Source organism: Chryseobacterium glaciei (genome assembly GCF_001648155.1).
Classification (GTDB): domain Bacteria; phylum Bacteroidota; class Bacteroidia; order Flavobacteriales; family Weeksellaceae; genus Chryseobacterium; species Chryseobacterium glaciei.
The window spans coordinates 2,582,936-2,600,863 of record NZ_CP015199.1 but is presented as its reverse complement, the minus strand read 5'-3'; the positions used below and the strand labels follow the sequence as shown (position 1 = coordinate 2,600,863).

The 17,928-nt window shown below is 32.4% G+C and carries 16 protein-coding genes; 10 read left to right on the top strand and 6 right to left on the bottom strand.

The window, feature by feature from the left end; translation table 11 throughout:
* Window positions 1-207 precede the first annotated feature (207 nt).
* Window positions 208-3,222 carry a leucine--tRNA ligase gene (locus tag A0O34_RS11615; RefSeq protein ID WP_066754788.1) on the bottom strand — a complete coding sequence of 1,005 codons (3,015 nt, stop codon included), beginning with the start codon at window positions 3,220-3,222 and terminating at the stop codon, window positions 208-210.
* A gap of 185 nt (window positions 3,223-3,407) precedes the next feature.
* Window positions 3,408-3,881, bottom strand: a complete 474-nt coding sequence (locus A0O34_RS11610) for a lipocalin-like domain-containing protein (RefSeq protein WP_066754786.1) — start codon at window positions 3,879-3,881, stop codon at window positions 3,408-3,410.
* Between the two features lie 181 nt (window positions 3,882-4,062).
* Between A0O34_RS11610 and A0O34_RS11605 the strand changes: the two genes are divergently transcribed.
* From A0O34_RS11605 to A0O34_RS11595, 3 genes are read left to right on the top strand one after another with little or no spacing between them, the layout of a single operon-like run.
* Window positions 4,063-5,055: an acyltransferase family protein gene (locus A0O34_RS11605; protein ID WP_157886006.1), complete on the top strand. Its 993-nt coding sequence runs from the start codon at window positions 4,063-4,065 to the stop codon at window positions 5,053-5,055.
* Between the two features lie 48 nt (window positions 5,056-5,103).
* Window positions 5,104-5,862, top strand: coding sequence for a glycosyltransferase family 2 protein (locus A0O34_RS11600; protein WP_066754779.1), 759 nt, complete (start codon window positions 5,104-5,106; stop codon window positions 5,860-5,862).
* Complete coding sequence (locus A0O34_RS11595; protein ID WP_066754778.1) at window positions 5,862-6,488, top strand: deoxyuridine 5'-triphosphate nucleotidohydrolase; 627 nt, start codon at window positions 5,862-5,864, stop codon at window positions 6,486-6,488. Before A0O34_RS11600 ends, A0O34_RS11595 begins: the two co-directional genes overlap by 1 nt.
* Here the strand turns inward: A0O34_RS11595 and A0O34_RS11590 are convergent.
* The 4 genes from A0O34_RS11590 to A0O34_RS11575 all read right to left on the bottom strand — a co-directional run bounded on the left by A0O34_RS11590 (window position 6,480) and on the right by A0O34_RS11575 (window position 10,397).
* Window positions 6,480-7,715, bottom strand: a complete 1,236-nt coding sequence (locus tag A0O34_RS11590; RefSeq protein ID WP_082891148.1) for a 3-deoxy-D-manno-octulosonic acid transferase — start codon at window positions 7,713-7,715, stop codon at window positions 6,480-6,482. The genes A0O34_RS11595 and A0O34_RS11590 overlap by 9 nt on opposite strands.
* Complete coding sequence (locus tag A0O34_RS11585; RefSeq protein WP_066754774.1) at window positions 7,716-8,432, bottom strand: C40 family peptidase; 717 nt, start codon at window positions 8,430-8,432, stop codon at window positions 7,716-7,718.
* Window positions 8,433-8,520: 88 nt separating this feature from the next.
* Window positions 8,521-9,168, bottom strand: coding sequence for an O-methyltransferase (locus A0O34_RS11580; RefSeq protein ID WP_066754772.1), 648 nt, complete (start codon window positions 9,166-9,168; stop codon window positions 8,521-8,523).
* Window positions 9,169-9,563: 395 nt separating this feature from the next.
* Window positions 9,564-10,397, bottom strand: coding sequence for an OmpA family protein (locus A0O34_RS11575; RefSeq protein ID WP_066754771.1), 834 nt, complete (start codon window positions 10,395-10,397; stop codon window positions 9,564-9,566).
* Between the two features lie 86 nt (window positions 10,398-10,483).
* On the opposite strand from A0O34_RS11575, the gene tilS reads away from it, so the two are divergent.
* From tilS to A0O34_RS11540, 7 genes are all read left to right on the top strand, one after another.
* Window positions 10,484-11,806 carry a tRNA lysidine(34) synthetase TilS gene (tilS, locus tag A0O34_RS11570; protein ID WP_066754769.1) on the top strand — a complete coding sequence of 441 codons (1,323 nt, stop codon included), beginning with the start codon at window positions 10,484-10,486 and terminating at the stop codon, window positions 11,804-11,806.
* Window positions 11,779-12,333, top strand: a complete 555-nt coding sequence (locus A0O34_RS11565) for an RNA polymerase sigma factor (protein WP_066754767.1) — start codon at window positions 11,779-11,781, stop codon at window positions 12,331-12,333. The genes tilS and A0O34_RS11565 overlap by 28 nt, the downstream gene beginning before the upstream one ends.
* 88 nt (window positions 12,334-12,421) lie before the next feature.
* The gene (locus A0O34_RS11560; RefSeq protein ID WP_066754766.1) at window positions 12,422-13,381 is read left to right on the top strand and encodes a redoxin domain-containing protein; all 960 of its coding nucleotides are present in this window, start codon (window positions 12,422-12,424) and stop codon (window positions 13,379-13,381) included.
* A gap of 314 nt (window positions 13,382-13,695) precedes the next feature.
* A complete protein-coding gene (locus A0O34_RS11555) occupies window positions 13,696-15,765 on the top strand; it encodes a protein-disulfide reductase DsbD family protein (protein WP_066759670.1) in 2,070 nt (689 codons plus the stop codon).
* Window positions 15,766-16,025: 260 nt separating this feature from the next.
* Window positions 16,026-16,541, top strand: coding sequence for an ExbD/TolR family protein (locus A0O34_RS11550; RefSeq protein WP_066754765.1), 516 nt, complete (start codon window positions 16,026-16,028; stop codon window positions 16,539-16,541).
* A 64-nt stretch (window positions 16,542-16,605) separates the two neighbouring features.
* A complete protein-coding gene (locus A0O34_RS11545; RefSeq protein ID WP_066754764.1) occupies window positions 16,606-17,127 on the top strand; it encodes a hypothetical protein in 522 nt (173 codons plus the stop codon).
* An 11-nt stretch (window positions 17,128-17,138) separates the two neighbouring features.
* Window positions 17,139-17,921 carry an alpha/beta fold hydrolase gene (locus A0O34_RS11540; protein WP_066754763.1) on the top strand — a complete coding sequence of 261 codons (783 nt, stop codon included), beginning with the start codon at window positions 17,139-17,141 and terminating at the stop codon, window positions 17,919-17,921.
* Window positions 17,922-17,928 lie beyond the last annotated feature (7 nt).

Here is a 17,928-nt window from a genome sequence, read left to right as displayed (position 1 = left end):
AGTTTGTAAATTAAAGGCAAAATTAATTAAAATGCAAGAGTCTTAAATAAACATTTCTGTTTTTTTTGATAAAGAAATTTTAATACGATTTCGATATTATAATTTTTTTTCAATTTTTTAGTTATTTTCCTCAATTTTAACGTTTATGTTAAAATATTAAAAAAATTAACCCCTCATTTTTTTTAAATTACCAATGTTAAATTTCTTTTAAATTACAATATTCACAATTCTGTGATGCACCACAATGATTTTTTTCGGTGCTTTACCATCCAGAATTTGTTGAATTTTCTCATCCTTCATCACCAAATCCTCAACTTCTTTAGCTGATAATTGTGCAGGTAGAGGTAATTTAAATTTCATTTTACCATTTACGCTCACCGGATATTCAATTTCGTCTTCTACTAAGTAGGTTTCGTTCAGTTCCGGGAATTTCTCGAATTCAATAGAAGTATCATGTCCCAATAAGTTCCAAAGCTCTTCACAGATGTGAGGGGCATACGGCGAGATGATAACGGCTAAAGGCTCAAGAATATTGCGTTTGTTGCATTTTATTTTTTGTAATTCATTTACAGCAATCATAAATGACGATACAGACGTATTAAAAGAGAAGTTTTCGATATCGTAAACCACCTTCTTTATTAATGTATGCAACACTTTATATTCTGCTTTTGTAGGTTCTTCGTCAGAAACTTCAAAAACTCCTTCATTAAAATATAGGTTCCAGAATTTTTTCAGGAAACCATAAACTCCGCTTAGACCTTGCGTATTCCAAGGTTTGGATTGCTCTAATGGACCTAAGAACATTTCATACAATCTTAAACCGTCTGCTCCGTATTCGTCACAGATATCATCAGGATTTACAACATTGTATTTAGATTTAGACATTTTTTCTACTTCGCGTCTAACATAAAAGCTTCCATCATCTAGACATATAAAAGAAGAGTCCCTAAATCTTAAATCATTTGCTTCATTTAACTTTTTAATATCTAAAATATCATTCTCGACATATTTAACATCGACTGGAATTTCCATGAATCCTAAATCAAATTGTTCATTTGATATATTCTGATATAAAGAATTAGTTTCTTTTAGTTTTTGTATCAAATCATTTTTAAATCTAACTTCATGAAACCTATCGCTTGTATTCATTGTTAATGTACCTTGCCTCCACCCTTCTTCGGTTCTTTCAGGAGAAAGTTCAGTTTTGACTTTAATACTTTTCTTAGATATAAAAACTTGCTTGTCCAATTTTAAAACAACTTCATTATTATATACCAAACCTATACACTGTCCCATATAAGCACTCATCCCCAAAATCATCCCTTGATTGATCAATTTTTGGAAAGGCTCATCATTATTAATATATCCTCTGTCTTTTAAGAACATATTCCAGAAACGGGAATATAATAAGTGACCCGTTGCGTGCTCACTACCTCCGATGTATAAATCTACTTGTCCCCAATAATCGGTTAATTCTTTGTTAGCAAAAACCTCATCATTATTAGGATCCATATATCTAAGGAAATACCATGAGCTTCCTGCCCAACCCGGCATTGTAGATAATTCTAATGGAAATATAGTTTTGTCATCAATTAAATCTGTAGCAACCACTTTCTGGTTCGCTTCATCCCAAGCAAAAGTTTTTGAATTTCCTAATGGCGGATCTCCGTCTTCTGTTGGTAAATATTTTTCAACTTCAGGAAGTGCTAAAGGCAATGCCGCGTTTGGCAACGTGTAAGGCATTCCATCCTTATAATAGATAGGAACTGGTTCACCCCAATAACGCTGTCTTGAGAAAATTGCATCACGCTGTCTGTAATTTGTAGTTCCGTGACCAATTCCTTTTTTCTCAACGGCGTCAATAATTAGTGCTTTTGCTTCGTCATAGCTTAAACCATTCAAGAAATCTGAATTTACACAAACGCTTGTTTTAGAATCAAAAGATTTTTCCTGAACGTCTTCTTCAGTTTCTACAACTTTTTTAATTTCTAAATTAAATTTCTTCGCAAATCTGTGATCACGCTCGTCATGCGCAGGAACAGCCATTACAGCTCCCGTTCCGTAACCCATCAATACGTAATCTGAAATATAGATCGCCATCTTTTCATTGCTGAAAGGATTGATTGCATAACTTCCCGTGAAAGCACCTGAAACGTTTTTCACGTCAGACATTCTGTCTCTTTCAGTTTTCTTGGAAGTTTCTTCAATATAAGTATCTACCTCAGTTTTTTGTTCTGGAGTAGTAATTGTTTCAACTAAAGGATTTTCCGGCGCCAACACCATAAATGTTGCTCCGAAAATAGTATCAGGTCTTGTTGTGAACACCTCAACGATCTCGTCGTGAGTATCAATATTAAATTTAACCTGAGCGCCTTGAGATTTTCCGATCCAATATTCTTGGGCATCTTTCAAAGGTTGTGGCCAGTCTAAAGTTTTAAGACCTTGCAACAATCTTTCAGAATATGCAGAAATTCTCATACTCCACTGCATCATTTTCTTTTGGAAAACCGGGAAACCTCCTCTTTCGGATTTTCCGTCTTTCACTTCGTCGTTTGCCAATACTGTTCCTAAAGCAGGACACCAGTTTACAGTAGTTTCTGCTCTGAAAGATAAACGGTAATTTAATAAAATATCTTCTTTATCAATTTCAGAAGCTTCTTTCCATTCTTCTGCGGTGAAATTTAATTCGTCGTTTTGATTGGCATTTAAATCTAATGATCCTTTTTCTTCAAAATGTTTGATTAACGTTTCGATAGATTCTGCCTTGTCTGTATTTTTATTATACCAAGAATGGAACAATTCAATGAAAATCCATTGTGTCCATTTGTAATAGGAAGCATCGGAGGTTCTTACTTCTCTGCTCCAGTCGAATGAAAAACCAATTTTTCTTAATTGCTCTTCGTATCTGTTGATATTTTTTTCTGTAGTGATTGCAGGGTGTTGCCCTGTCTGAATTGCATATTGCTCAGCAGGCAGTCCGAAACTATCGTAACCAACCGGGTGGAGAACATTAAACCCTTGATGTCTTTTATATCTCGCATAGATATCTGACGCAATATATCCCAGTGGGTGACCTACATGAAGCCCCGCCCCCGATGGATACGGAAACATATCGAGAACATAAAATTTTGGTTTGTCTGTGTTATTGGAAGTTTTGTACGTTTGATTGTCTTCCCAGTATTTCTGCCACTTTTTTTCTATCTGCTGATGATCGTAAAACACGTTGTTATTGATATTAGATGTTAGACTCTAGATGTTAGATTTATTATAATTCCAATTCTAGTATTTCACAAAAATAATGATTTTAATAGAAATGGAACTTTAATTTTCGATTAATTATAATTCATACCCAAACAAAAAAATCTCATCCGAAGATGAGACCTTTTTTATTTATACTATTACTTTAATTATTGAGGAATTCTCTTAAAAGTATAGGTTCTGGTCTTATAAACGGTAGGATCTGAAGTTTCTTCTCTTATTGAGAGGTTCAGTGTAGTCTCATTAAGGGTAATTACTTTCCCGTTAGATGGTTCTACTGTTCCCTGATATTTTATCTGGATCGTTTTTTCGCTTTTGTCGTACGTATAATTGAAATTACGATCTGATGAAATAGCACACTGCCCTGGTGTAGCAGTATCATTCCATTCAGTTCTTTTTCCTACTACCTCAGTATTAAATCTCCATCTGGATTGTTTCTGACAGTCGGTATAAGTGATCAGATCTGAAATAGGCTGTTCTCCCGTTTCTATAGTAGTGATGACTTCTTTTAGTGGCTGCCACACCCCTACAAGAGGAGCTTCAACCGGAGTATCGTCATCATTATTACATCCCGTAGCTACGAATAATGATAAACCTGCAAATAGTAATGCTAATTTCTTCATGTATCAAATTTTTCAAGCGCTAAAATTATAATTTTTTTGATTTATTTAATAGTTTTTTGTGAAAAATTATTTCAAAAACCTATATTTCTAAAATTATTACGGCTTATACCTGCAATATTACCACTATTTAACAAATATTGAACTATCCAAGAGTCCCATATATTTATTAAAAAAGTTATTTTTGCAGAAAAAACAAATGCAAGACATCGCGAAAAATAATTTTGACTTCATCCGTGTTCTCCTCGCTTTTATTGTTTTCATTGGGCATTTAGGCTATCTAAGTGCATCCCCTACCCTTGAGTTTCTAAAGCACAGCCCTGTAGAAGTTGGTGTTTTCGCATTTTTCATCGTCAGTGGTTTTTTGATCGCGCGAAGCTATGAAAGAACAAGTACCTTAAAAAAATACGTCAAAAAGAGATTGAACAGAATTGTTCCTGCCTATTTATTGGTGGTGGTTTTATGCACCATATTATTAAGTCTGGTAAGTACCGTTTCTTTTTCAGAATATTTCAGCAGCCCACAAACACTTAAATATCTTCTTTGGAATTCCGCATTCATGAACTTTATGGCACCCAATCTTCCCGGAGTTTTCGGTAACGGAGCGGTAAACGGTGCACTTTGGACCTTAAAAATTGAAATGTGTTTTTACTTTTTAGTTCCGGTTCTTTTCTTGTTTTTTGGAAAGGATAATAAATACAGAAACATCAGTTTAGTAGTATTTTATTTTCTTTCATTAATTTATCTTAATTATTTTGAGATGACAGGAAAAGTAGAAATTTCAAGGCAAATTCCGGGAGCATTATGTTATTTCATTGGCGGAATGTTGGTTTATTTTAATTTTGAAAAATTCATTAAACATAAAAATATCCTTTTCATCATCGCTATTCTAACGGTTTGGATTGATTTGATTTTTAAAATTAAATTATTCTCACCTATAATGATTAGCATCATCGTTCTTTACGTTGCCTATTCTTTTAAATTTTTAAATAATTTCGGAAAATACGGAGATTTCACGTATGGAATTTACATCTTCCACTTCCCTATTATCCGAGTATTTGCGACTTTAGGTTTATTTGCGAATTACAATCCATATTTCATGGCATTTATTTGTATGCTGGTTGTAGTAGGTGTCGGCGTAAGCTCGTGGCATTTGTATGAAAAACGATTTTTATAATTTTTAATATTCCCTCATAAGACTTTAAATCTATTTATATTTGCACGAATGAAAGACCTTGTTTCCATCATCACTCCCTGCTATAATTCTGCAGAATTTATAGAAGAAACGATACAATCTGTCCTTAACCAAACCTATGAAAACTGGGAGTGGCTAATCACGGACGACCTTTCTAAAGACAATACCGTAGAACTCATCAAAAAACACAATGATCCGAGAATAAAACTGGTAGCTTTAGAAAAAAACGGAGGCGCAGGAAATGCCAGAAACAATAGTCTTGAAAGAGCTCAGGGAAGATACATTGCCTTCCTTGATTCTGATGATCTTTGGTATCCTGAATATTTGGAAACAATGACCGATTATATGCAGGAAAATAAAGTAGAACTTGTTTACTGTAACTATTCAAGGTGTGATGAGCATACAATGGAGCCTATTTTAAAGGATTTTCTTGCAGATAAGATCGTAACTTTTTCAAACTTGTTGAAAACCTGCAGATTGGCTCCGGTTTCCACAATTTACGATACAAAAAGAGTTGGAAAATTTTTCTTCCCAATAAAAAGCAAACGTGAAGACCATGTAATGTGGCTGAATTTATTAAAAGAAATCCCAAAAGGGTATCCCGTAAAAAAGACGTTAGCAAAATACAGAATGCGCGAAAACAGTGTTTCCAGAAAGAAGCAAAACATCATTAAAGATCAATATTTGGTATATAAAGATTTCATGGGATTCTCTACTGTAAAATCATTGTATTACACTGCAAACTGGGCATTGAACGGATTTTTAAAATATTCTAAAATCTTTAATTAATGGAATATTCAAAAGAATTTAAAGCTGCATTAAGCAATTTCTCTCCTGTAGAAAAAGACCGTCTCATTTTCAGATTATTGAAAAAGGATAAACTTTTGTCTAAAAAACTTTATTTCGAATTGATCGACACGGAAACGACCGATGACAAGCGAGATGCAATGGAAGAAAATGTAAAGGAAAAAGTTCTTTTAGCATCAAAATACATCGGAAATCAAAAATATTTCCAGACCATTATTCGAAAAATAAGTGCAGAAATAACGGAGCATATTAAAATTACCACCGATAAATTCGGGGAAGTTTCTCTTCATATATTATTGATCAATGAAATTTTAGAAAGCAACGAAGATCTTGGCAGACAAAGGTTTGACAACGTTTACAAACTCTATCTTTATATCATCAATAAAATTTTTCGAGCATTAATTTTAGTCAAAAAATTAGATGAAGATTACTGGATGGAATTTGATGAACTTTTAGCCGATTTACATAAAAAAATAAACAGCAATACTTATCTACAAAAACTTTGTATAAATAATGGCTTAGATTTCAATTGGCTGAAATGTGAAAATATTCCAGACAATTTAGACCAGATTATGAAAGAAATAAAAAGTCAGGGATTTTTAAGATAATATTTTCTTTAGGATAATTTCTGTTGAATTGGGCTTTTCATCAACGAATTTTTTGGCATTAGCAGACATTTCATTTAATACTTCTTCATTATCGCTATTCATAAGAAATAAAGCAAAATCTGCTGCTACATTTTCTTCTTCAAAAGATTTTCCACCGTTAGCTTTGATCAAATCATCTGCTTCAGGATTTTTTCTGTAATGATTTCCAAAAATCACAGGCATACCGAAAGTTGCTGCTTCTAAAATATTATGCAAACCTGCATCATGAAAACCTCCTCCTACAACGGCAATATCAGCGTAAGAATAGAGTTTTGACAATAATCCGATGCTGTCTATAATTAATAAACGATGATTGCTCAATGATGATTGATTTTCAACTTCGCTGTATAATAAAGCATCAGGAAAAATTTGTTTTAAATTTTCAACCCTTTTCAAATCGTGAGGAGCAATGATCATTTTAATATCTGAATTTGCTTTAAAAATAATTTCGGCGATCTTTTCCTCTGATTTCCAAGAGCTTCCGAACACAATCGTTTTTTTATCCTCAATAAATTCTTTGATAAATTTTACATGATTATCTCTTTCCCGCAATTGTTTTACGCGATCAAATCTTGTATCTCCGGCAATTGAAGAATTATTTAATCCCACGCTTTTAGCAAGAGCAAAAGACATTTCTGTCTGATGAAAAAACCAATCGATATTATTTTGCAATTGCTTTACAAACCACTTTCCATACGATGTAAAGAAAGATTGATTTTCATAAAATAAAGCAGAAATAACATAAGTTTTTGTGCCTTGAGCTTTTAATTCTAACAAAAGATTATACCAATAATCGTATTTCACCGTAAAAAATAGTTCAGTCTGAAATTGAGAAATAAATTCTTTTACCGTAGATTTTTTATCGAAAGGTAAATAGCAAATAACATCTGCAATATGTTTCTTTTTAATCACATTTTCATACCCTGATGGCGAGAAAAAAGTCACAAGAATTTTATGTGTCGGAAACTGCTCTTTTAACTTTTCTAAAACCGGCAAACCCTGCTCATATTCGCCCAAGCTTGCAGCGTGCATCCAGATTACTTTATCAGACAGTGAAAGCCTGGATTTGATGATATGTAATGATTGTTTTCTTCCTTCAACGCCTTTTTTAGTTTTATCATTAAACAACGAAAAAACCTTCATTCCGAAAATGAGAAGATTGATGAATATGTTATATAGAAAATTCAATTAAAGGATACTTTTAATCACTCTTAATTTATGAGTATGCTTATTCAGTTCTTTATTGAAAATACCTGTAGAATCCAGCGTATCAATTCTCACTTTTCCTGATGCATGGATGATTTTTTGATTATCCAACATAATCCCGACATGAATAATTTTACCCTCAGGATTTTCAAAAAAAGCAAGATCACCAAGCTGACTTTCTTCAACGAAAGTTAGCGCATCTCCTACTTCCGCCTGTTGATACGTATCTCTTGGCAGTTTAATATTATGAACTTTATACACCAATTGTGTAAAACCGGAGCAGTCTACTGCAAAAAAGCTTTTGCCACCCCATAAATAAGGCACATTAAGGAATTCTTTTGCCGTCAGTGCAACACTTTCACGGAGATCATGACTTCTTCTTGAAGCTACAGTCTGAAATTCTACTTCAGAGCCCATTGAAAGCAAAGTTCTGCCATCATTTGTAAGCACAGAAGAAAAATCTTCCGTGACTACCGTAACTTTTCTATTGGCCAACTCTTCGTCTGTTACAGGTTTTATCTGTTTGGTATCCATCCATCCTTCATAGCCGTCATAATGCATTTTTATCTTGGTCCAGTTTTTATTCACTTCCAAAATATCTGCGCTTTCTCCAAACAATATTTCCGTAACAATTTCTGCTTTGTCAGAATTTTCTGCGCGCACCGGTGCTACTGTAACATTACAAATTCCTTTATCCATCTTTTAAATTTAGAGATTAAGAAATTTAGGAATTAAGAAAATCATCTGTTTTCTCATTTCTAAATCTCAGAATTCTTTACTCTTTTAATTATTTCCTTCTCAGGAAATTTACTCCGTCACGCAAAGGTAAAATAAGATTTTCAAAATCATCATCTTTTGCGATCAAATCATTTAATTCCTTGATAACTTGGGTTGATTTTTGCTTCGGATTTTCTTCCAAAACTTTCCCGTACCAAAGAACATTATCAAACAAAACTACTGAACCCGATTTTGTTCTGGGTTTAATTAGTCTAAAATATTCAGCGTAATTTTCTTTATCAGCATCAATAAAAACAAGATCGAAAACCTCATCAGTTTCACTTAAGAATTCTTTTGCATCCTGAAGTTTAAAATTAATCTGATTAGAATATTCACTTTCCTGAAAATATTTTCTGGGTAAATAAGCAAGATCTTCATTTACATCTAAAGTTGTTATTTTTCCGTCTTTTGCCAGGCCTGTAGTCAAACATAAAGTAGCATATCCTGTAAAAGTCCCAATTTCGAGAACATTTTTAGGCTGCATCATCTGAGAGATCATCGTTAAAAGTCTCCCTTGCTGATATCCCGAAATCATGTGAGGCTGTGTGGTTTTCTGAAAGGTTTCTCTTCTCAGTTTTTTCAGAATTTCAGGTTCGGAAGATGCGTGTGTCTCCAGATACCTGTCCATTTCAGCATTCTTTTCTTCAAAAAAGCTCATTCTTACAATTTTTGTGAGTCAAATTTAACTAAATATAAGGAAAAAGAATAAATTTTGAAACAAAGATTCTCCGAAAAATAGGGAAAACCCCATGCGAATTACCGTAAAAATACGGATGTTTTCGAATGGCTATTCCTATATCTTTGCAAAGACGGGTAAAAACACTAAGAAAAAATAAAATGAATGTAGGGGGAAAACTAATTAACACGAAGAATCAGAAGACCGCAATGCCTTTGGGCAAGGCGGATTCTTCCTTAAAAAAAACTAAACCTGAAATGTCCAATTCGTTTTTTCAAAGAATTATTTCGTTATTGAAAAAAGAAGAATTAATTTGATTAAAAAAATAACTCCCGAATTTCTCCGGGAGTTATTTTTTATTTTTGAATTTGAAATTCTTATTTCTTAGGAGTAATATCCATCAATTTCATGAATTCATCAAGCTTAGGCATAATAATGATCTCCGTTCTTCTGTTTTCACCTCTTCCAGAAACGCTCATATTTGTCGCTTTAGGATTGTACTCAGAACGTCCACCTGCTGTAATTCTTGCAGGATCAACCCCGAATTGAGACTGTAAAACTTTAGCAATTGATGTACCTCTCAAAGCAGAAAGATCCCAGTTATCTCTTGGTAAGTTTGGAGAGCTTAAAGGAGAATTATCTGTGTTACCTTCAATCAATACTGAATATTTATCGTAATCGTTAATAACTTTAGCAACTTTTCCTAATACTTCCTGAGCTGCAGGCAATACATTGTAATCACCAACTTTATATAGCATTTTATCTGAAAGCGAAATCATTACAACTCCTTTCAATACTTTTACCTGAACATCATCGTCTGTTACGTTATCCAAAGATCTTTTCAGTTTGTTTGATAAAGCTAAATTTAAACTGTCATTTTTAGCATTATTAGAAATCAACTGCTTAATATAAGAGTTTGAAGAGTTAATCTCGCTTACCAATTTATCAATATTTGCAGAGCTTTTTCCTGTATTAGACAAACAAGCATCTAATGATGATTTTAAAGCATCATGCTGACTTTTTAGTAAATTATTCTCTCCTGATAATGCAGAATTTTGAGACTTCAGATCCTGGATCTCTCTTTGTCTTTCGCCAATGTTTTCAATACATTGCTTGTAGTTTGAACTTAGAGCATCGTATTGCTTTTTGCTTATACAAGATGTCATCCCCAACGCCATCGCAGAAACTGCTAGAATTTTAATAATCTTCATAAATAATCTTTTTTAGACGAATCAAATTTAGGAAAATTCATTTTAATTAATGGTTTATCTTTGTATAAAAGAAATTCTCAACACAGATGTTGGACTATTTAAGTTTTAAAAATCAATTAAAAAATCTCATTGAATCACCTGAAAATCATTCCTATTTATTGGCAGTGAGCGGTGGTGCTGATTCTATGGTTTTAGCTTCTTTGTTTCTGGATTCTGAGATTAAGTTTCAGGTTGCACATATTAACTATAAACTTCGTGGAGAAGATTCTGATCTTGATCAAAAAGTGGTTCAGGATTTTTGTAAGAAAAATCATATTCCGTTTCACTTGTATGAAGTTTCTGAGAAAGATCAAAAACCTGAAAATTCTATTCAGCTTTGGGCGAGAGAATTGCGTTATAATTTCTTTAAAAAAATTCAGCAACAGGAAAATTTGGAGTTTTTAGTAACTGCTCATCATTTGAATGACCAATTGGAAACTTTCATTATTAATTTATCAAAAGCTTCTGGAATTAATGGTTTGAGTGGAATTCCATCGAATGACAATAATATTCTTCGTCCACTTCTGCAGTTTTCAAAAGAAGAGATTTACCAATTTACAAAAGAAAATAATGTTGAATTTCGTGAAGATCTATCCAATAAAAAAAGTGATTATTTAAGAAATAAAATCAGAAACGAGATTGTTCCCAAACTTATGGAAACAAACGAACATTTCCTGGAAAACTTCAAAAAAAGTTCTTCATATTTAAATCAGACCAAAGATTTTGTTCAGAATCAAATTAAAGAAATAGAAAATAAGCTTTCGATATTTAACAAAGATCATAAAATCTTATCCAAAGAAAAGCTGAATCAGGAAAGTAATTTTGTAAAGTTTGAGATTTTAAAAAAGTATGGTTTTAATCAAGAAGAGGAAATTTCGAAAATTTTTAAAGCTGAAAACGGAAGCTCTTTTTTATCAAAAGATTATCAATTAAAAATCGACCGCAATGAATTGATTTTTTCAAACCTAAATTCTGATATTCTGAATGAAAAGCCAGAAGAAATTATTTTAAATATCAATGAAAATCTGGAAATAATTTTACCCGAAAGTCTGGAATTCAAGATTTCAACTACAGAATCATTAGAATGGCTTTTAGATATGGAAAAAATACATCTTCCTTTAAAGCTAAGAAAAAAGAAAGAAGGTGATTTATTTTTCCCGATCGGAATGAAAGGGAAAAAGAAAGTTTCTAAATTCCTGCGAGACGAAAAACTATCTATTTTCGAAAAGGAAAACATTTGGTTATTATGTGATTCTAAAGATCAGATTTTAGGAATATTACCTTATCGACAAGACGGAAGATTTTCTACAGGTAAGCACACCAAAAAAACATTGAAAATAAAATGGACAGAAAAACAACAAATACTCTAGCAATAGAAGATTTTAAAAAGAATAGCAATGTAGCTTTCGCCATTTTATATCAAAAATACTTTGTTTATACTAAAAAATTCGTTCTTAATAATAGAGGAAATCTTGAAGATGCTGAAGACATTTTTCAGGATGCGTTGGTTATTTTATACGAAAAACTATTTACTGACGACTTCAAAGCACACACTTGTCTTGGTTATTACATTTCAGGGATTTCTAAAAATTTATGGCTGAAAAAGCTTAGAAATAAAGAGTTTCTCATAGAGATTCCGGAAAATTATTACGCTACACACCAAGAAGAGATCAATTTAGCTATTGAGAACGAACGAGATTATTGGGATAAATTAAATGGTTACATTAATTCTATTTCTACCCATTGCAAAAACTTAATTCAGGATATTTTTATGAAAAATAAAAGTATTGAAGAAATTCAGACCAAATACCAATATTCCAGCAAGCATAATGCACAAAATCAGAAGCATAAATGTGTTGAACAAATTCGAAAAATAAAAAATAACGATAATTTTTAGCACTGAAATACAGTCAATTATAAAAAAATCACCCAAAAGTCGGGTGATTTTTTTTTGTTTTTGGAACTTAATAATAAATATCAATATTATGTTTAAAACAATTGTATTAAGTCTGTGCTTATTGATCGGAATTTCCGCTAATGCACAAAGTAAGAAAGGGATCAATTTTCAAAGCATTGATCTTGAGGCTGCAAAACAAATTGCAAAAAAAGAAAACAAGCTTATTTTCATAGACATCTACACAACTTGGTGCGGACCATGTAAATTGATGCAGAAAAACACTTTTACAGATCCTAAAGTTGGAGAATTATTCAACAAAAACTTTGTAAACCTTGCTATAGACGCAGAAAAAGAAGGTGTAGCATTGGCAAAAGAATTTAAAATTGTGAATTTTCCATCATTTTTATTTTTAGACGCGACGGGAAAATTAGTTCAATATGATTTTGGATATTATGATGCAGAGCAGTTTTCGACAGTTGGATCTTCAGTTTTAAGTAAAGTTTCATCAAACATGGCTCCTAAAACACTCGATATGGTGAAAGGAAAAATGGTTGGAGATAAAATTGCAGATTTTTCGGCAAAAGATCATTTAGGAAAGACATTTTCCTCGGCGAAAGAAAAGGAAAAATTGATTTTAGTTTTCATCCGTGGACAATGGTGCCCTTACTGTAATAAATATATTGAGTCTCTTCAAAATTTAGCCCCGGAATTAAAAGCTAAAAATGCAAGACTGGTTATTATCTCTCCTGAAAAACCTGAATTTATAGAGAAAACCCTTTCCAAAACAAAAACCGGATACACTGTTTTATATGATGAAGGGTATAAAATTGCTGAAGCTTTTGACGTTTTATATACTCCCGATAGTAAAACTTTGGCCGCTTATACTTCAAAAGTAGAAGGTTTTGCGACAAGCAGATCTGATAATTCTGGAAGGCTACCTGTTTCTGCAACGTATATTCTTGATGAAAATAAAGTGATCTCTTGGAGATATTTTAATCCTGATTATAAAGAAAGAGCCTCTGCAGAAGATATTTTGAAGCAATTATAAAGATATTTTTCAAATCGTATAATTGAACGTATTGAGAAAATCAATAGAAGTATTTTATGCAAATTTTTGATTCAAAAGAATACGTATCTCTATTACTGCTAAGGTAAAATATATCAACGAGCATCTTTTGTAAAATTGATTCGTAGAAAAAACAAAGTTCCTGAGTTTTTTTAAGGAGTAAAAATTAGCTATTTTAGCGAAGTAAAAAATTTAACCTTACTTGGAGAAAAAATAATCCTTTTTTGGTTAAAAACAGACAACATGCATGGGATGAGAAAACAAAAAACATTCTCAAAACTTTTAATAAAAGAAAAATGAAATTTAAAAACTGGTTTTTATTAATACTGCTGTTTTTAGCGACAGGAATTAATGCACAAATCAAAAATCCTGTAAAATTTAAACTTACGGTTAACGAACTGGGAGACAACCAATATGAAGCCGTGTTGAATGCAACAATGGAAAGCGGTTGGCATATCTATTCTAAAGACATTCCTGAAGACACAGGAATTCCGACAGAATATAAAGTTTCCGGAAAAAATATTGAACTAATTGGAAAATTTACCGAAACAGGTAAAAAACATGAAGAATTTTCTGAAGCTTTTGGCGGGAAAATTATTTTCTACTCCAATTCTGCAGGTTTCAAGCAAAAATTTAAATTAAAAGACGGAACAAAACCTGGTGATGTAGTTGCAGAAATTACCTATCAGACTTGTGACGACCGAGTTTGTTTGGCTCCGAATACGTTGGAATTCACTCAAAAAATCACTCCAAAAGGGGCAACGGCAGAAGCTATCACTGAAAAAGCAGAAACTCCAAAAGATTCTGTTAAAACAGTAGAAACAGCAGTGGAAAATCCTGTAAAAACAGAAACAGCGGTAGTTGCAGGAGTTTCAAAATTAGATCCAAAACAATTAAAAATAGAATCTATTGATTTTCAAAAACCTTTAACAGATTGTGGAACAGCAGCCGTTAAAGACAGCGAAAATTATTGGACTTATTTATTTCTAGGATTTATTGGAGGGCTGATTGCATTGTTGACACCGTGTGTTTTCCCAATGATTCCGTTAACGGTTTCGTTCTTTACAAAAGGGAATAAAAATAAAGCAAAAGGGAAAAGAGATGCATTGATCTACGGATTTTTCATTCTTCTTATTTTTGTTTTATTAAGTGTTCCTTTTCATTTAATTGACGGAATTGCAGGAAATGTTTTCAACGAAATCTCAACAAGCATTTGGCTGAATATCGTATTCTTTATCGTATTTATTTTCTTCGCAGGAAGTTTCTTCGGATACTATGACATCTCGTTACCAAGTTCAATCGCAAACAAATCTTCAAAAGCAGAAGAAGCTGGTGGAATCATCGGTATTTTCTTTATGGCTTTAACTTTGGTGATTGTATCTTTCTCTTGTACAGGTCCTATTTTAGGAAGTTTATTGGGAGGATCTTTATCGGGTTCATCACATATTCCAACGCTTTTAACTTTGGCTTTAACAGGTTTTGGTTTGGCTTGGGCAATTATTTTCGGATTGCTGGCTTTATTCCCGCAAGCATTACAAAGTCTTCCAAAATCGGGAGGATGGATGAATACTGTAAAAGTCGTTTTAGGATTTATAGAATTGGCTTTAGCATTGAAATTCTTATCAAAAGCAGATTTAGTTTCTAAAACTTTCTTATTAAAAAGAGAACTTTTCATCGTGATCTGGATCGTTATCGGAATTGGATTAACGTTGTATCTATTCGGATTAATAAGATTTCCACATGATGATAAAAAACCAAAAATTTCTATTGCACGAAAAGTTTTAGGAGTATTGGGAATTGGTTTTGTTGTTTATATGATTCAAGGATTGATGCCATCAGAGCGTCCGAAACTCCAATTATTAAGCGGAATTTTACCTCCGTTGAATGTTAGTTATTTCCACGACGAAAAAGATGGAATTCTGGGAATGCATCCTGAGCATGATTTCTTCAAAGCTATTGAATTAGCCAAAAAAGAAGACAAACCTGTTCTAATTGACTTCACAGGTTACGGTTGCGAAAACTGTAGAAAAATGGAAGAATTCGTTTGGAGCGAACCGGATATTTTACCAATTCTTCAAAACGACATCGTTCTGGCTTCATTATATGTTGATGATAAAGAAGAACTTCCTGAAGATCAAAAAACTAAAATTGATCTTGGTGAAGGACAAGTTAAGAAAGTAAAAACGATTGGTGACAGATGGAGCCTGTTCCAACAAGTGAATTTTAATAATAATTCTCAACCACATTATGTGTTGATTACTCCGGACGGAAAAGTTATTAATTCTCCTGTTTCAGGATATATGCCGAAAGAAGATTTCAAAAAATTCTTGGAATGCGGTGTTAATTATTATAAAAAGAATAAATAAACAATTCAAAATATTATTTAAAACTCATACTGAAAAGTGTGAGTTTTTTTGTTTTAAACAATCAAGCACAATCACTTAAAATATCCTAAAACCTTATGAAATTAAAAACTCATGAGGTTTTTTAATGTTAAATAACAATTGATTTTAGAAAATTTATAACATTTTCTAATTTTAGGTATAAACTTTGTATTGAATCTTTCAAATAAAGAACAATTATTCACTCTTTATCACAAACTGTTTAACATTAAAAAATATTAATTATGGCTGAAGTAATTGCACAAGAAAAACAAGGAGGCAAGCAAAAGAAGAAATTGATCAGAGTTGACATGACTCCAATGGTAGATTTAGGGTTTTTATTAATTACCTTTTTTATGTTTACCACCAACTTTACAAAACCTAATGTGATGGATCTGGGATTACCTGCGAAAAGTCCGTTACCACCAACAAACGTAATTGATGTTAGAAATCAAGTAACGTTTATTCTTGGAAAAGATGACAGAGTATTTTACCATCAACAAGATAAGGAAGATTTAAATGCAAAAAACCTAAAAGAAACAGATTTTAGCGGAGTGAAAATTTCAAAGATTATTTCTGAAGCTTATCAAAATGCTCCAGTTAAAGAAAATTTCACAATTATTATTGAACCTACTGACGATGCTAATTATAAGAATTTCGTAGATGTTTTAGATAATATTGCAATTTCTAAAAAAGAACGATACGGAATCACAGACATAAAACCTTGGGAAAAGAAAGTTTACGAGGAATTAACAAAATAATACGAAAGGGCATTTTTAAAATGCTCTTTTTTATTTAATTTTGAGACTATAATTTTAAATATTGATGAAAAACCTAATAACCGCAATTGCTATTACAACTTTAGTTGTTTCATGTTCAAAAAAAGACGCACAATCTACTGCAAATCAGTCAGATAGCACAAAAATCGTTGATTCTATTAATGCTGCCCGAACAAAAATAAATGACAGCATTAAAGCCAAAAACAGCGAAAATAATTTCAAAGATTTTAGCGGAGATCATAAATTCACCTATCAAAGTCAGAATTCTTCAACAAAAACAGGCTCTGTAAACTTTAAAAAAATGGGTCGGGATGATTATGATGTTTCCGGAAGTATAAAATCTGGCGAAATTTCTGTAACCATTAAAGGATCAGCTGTTGTAGTTTCTCCTAAACATCTGAATTTTACAGGAGAAATCACTCAAAGTATTTCCTCAGATAACAACGGAAAGCCTTACACCAGAAAAGGGACAAAAACATTCATGTCCAAAGACGGCGGAAAGACCTGGAGACTTCAGGATATGGTAAACGGTTCGGGATTTGTAGATTATATTGATATTCACTTTTAATATTTGAAATCATGCTGCACTTCGAGAAAAAAGGAAACGGAAAAGAGACATTGGTATTACTTCATGGTTTCATGGAAAACAGCTCTATTTGGAGCGATATGGAACCTCATTTGTCCGAAAATTTTTCATTATTGAAAATAGACCTTCCCGGCCACGGAAAATCTGAAATTTATGGAGAAATCCATACCATTGATTTAATGGCTGATGAAGTGAAAAAAGTTTTAGATAATCGGAAATTAGAAAAAGTTCACTTATTGGGACATTCAATGGGTGGCTACATTTCGTTGGCTTTTGCTGAAAAATATCCTGAAACACTGAAAAGTTTAACCTTATTTTTCTCTACCTATTTTCCGGATGACGAAGAGAAGAAACAACAGCGCATAAAAAGCTACAGAATCATCAAAGACGCTTTTCCGCATTATGCAAGAGCCGGAATTCCTAATTTATTTAATCCAAACGAAAGAGATATTCTGGAAGGAAAAATTGAAACAGCTTTAAGAGTTGCCCTTTCAACAAACAATTTAGGAGCTTTAGCCTGTGTAAAAGGTATGGTTGAAAGAACCGATAAAAAACATGTGTTAGAAAATCTTGAAGCTAAAATTTTAGTAATAGCAGGAAAACACGACAATGCCGTAAAAACAGATAAAACAATTAAAAATCTTCCTGACAGAACCAATATAAAATCTTATGTTCTTGATTGCGGGCACAACGGTCATTGGGAAAAACCTGCGATCTGTGCTGAAATCATCAATACAGAACTTCTTCGCAACATGCCTAAAAATTTAGTTTTCTAAAAATTAT

Excerpts from the sequence above, each read along its gene's own strand:
- A0O34_RS11600 (WP_066754779.1), top strand. The coding sequence starts at position 5,104 with ATGAAAGACCTTGTTTCCATCATCACTCCCTGCTATAATTCTGCAGAA.
- tilS (WP_066754769.1), top strand. The coding sequence starts at position 10,484 with ATGTTGGACTATTTAAGTTTTAAAAATCAATTAAAAAATCTCATTGAA.
- A0O34_RS11575 (WP_066754771.1), bottom strand. The coding sequence starts at position 10,397 with ATGAAGATTATTAAAATTCTAGCAGTTTCTGCGATGGCGTTGGGGATG.
- A0O34_RS11545 (WP_066754764.1), top strand. The coding sequence starts at position 16,606 with ATGAAAAACCTAATAACCGCAATTGCTATTACAACTTTAGTTGTTTCA.
- A0O34_RS11540 (WP_066754763.1), top strand. The coding sequence starts at position 17,139 with ATGCTGCACTTCGAGAAAAAAGGAAACGGAAAAGAGACATTGGTATTA.
- A0O34_RS11585 (WP_066754774.1), bottom strand. The coding sequence starts at position 8,432 with ATGGATAAAGGAATTTGTAATGTTACAGTAGCACCGGTGCGCGCAGAA.
- A0O34_RS11565 (WP_066754767.1), top strand. The coding sequence starts at position 11,779 with ATGGACAGAAAAACAACAAATACTCTAGCAATAGAAGATTTTAAAAAG.
- A0O34_RS11550 (WP_066754765.1), top strand. The coding sequence starts at position 16,026 with ATGGCTGAAGTAATTGCACAAGAAAAACAAGGAGGCAAGCAAAAGAAG.
- A0O34_RS11610 (WP_066754786.1), bottom strand. The coding sequence starts at position 3,881 with ATGAAGAAATTAGCATTACTATTTGCAGGTTTATCATTATTCGTAGCT.
- A0O34_RS11555 (WP_066759670.1), top strand. The coding sequence starts at position 13,696 with ATGAAATTTAAAAACTGGTTTTTATTAATACTGCTGTTTTTAGCGACA.
- A0O34_RS11595 (WP_066754778.1), top strand. The coding sequence starts at position 5,862 with ATGGAATATTCAAAAGAATTTAAAGCTGCATTAAGCAATTTCTCTCCT.
- A0O34_RS11580 (WP_066754772.1), bottom strand. The coding sequence starts at position 9,168 with ATGAGCTTTTTTGAAGAAAAGAATGCTGAAATGGACAGGTATCTGGAG.
- A0O34_RS11560 (WP_066754766.1), top strand. The coding sequence starts at position 12,422 with ATGTTTAAAACAATTGTATTAAGTCTGTGCTTATTGATCGGAATTTCC.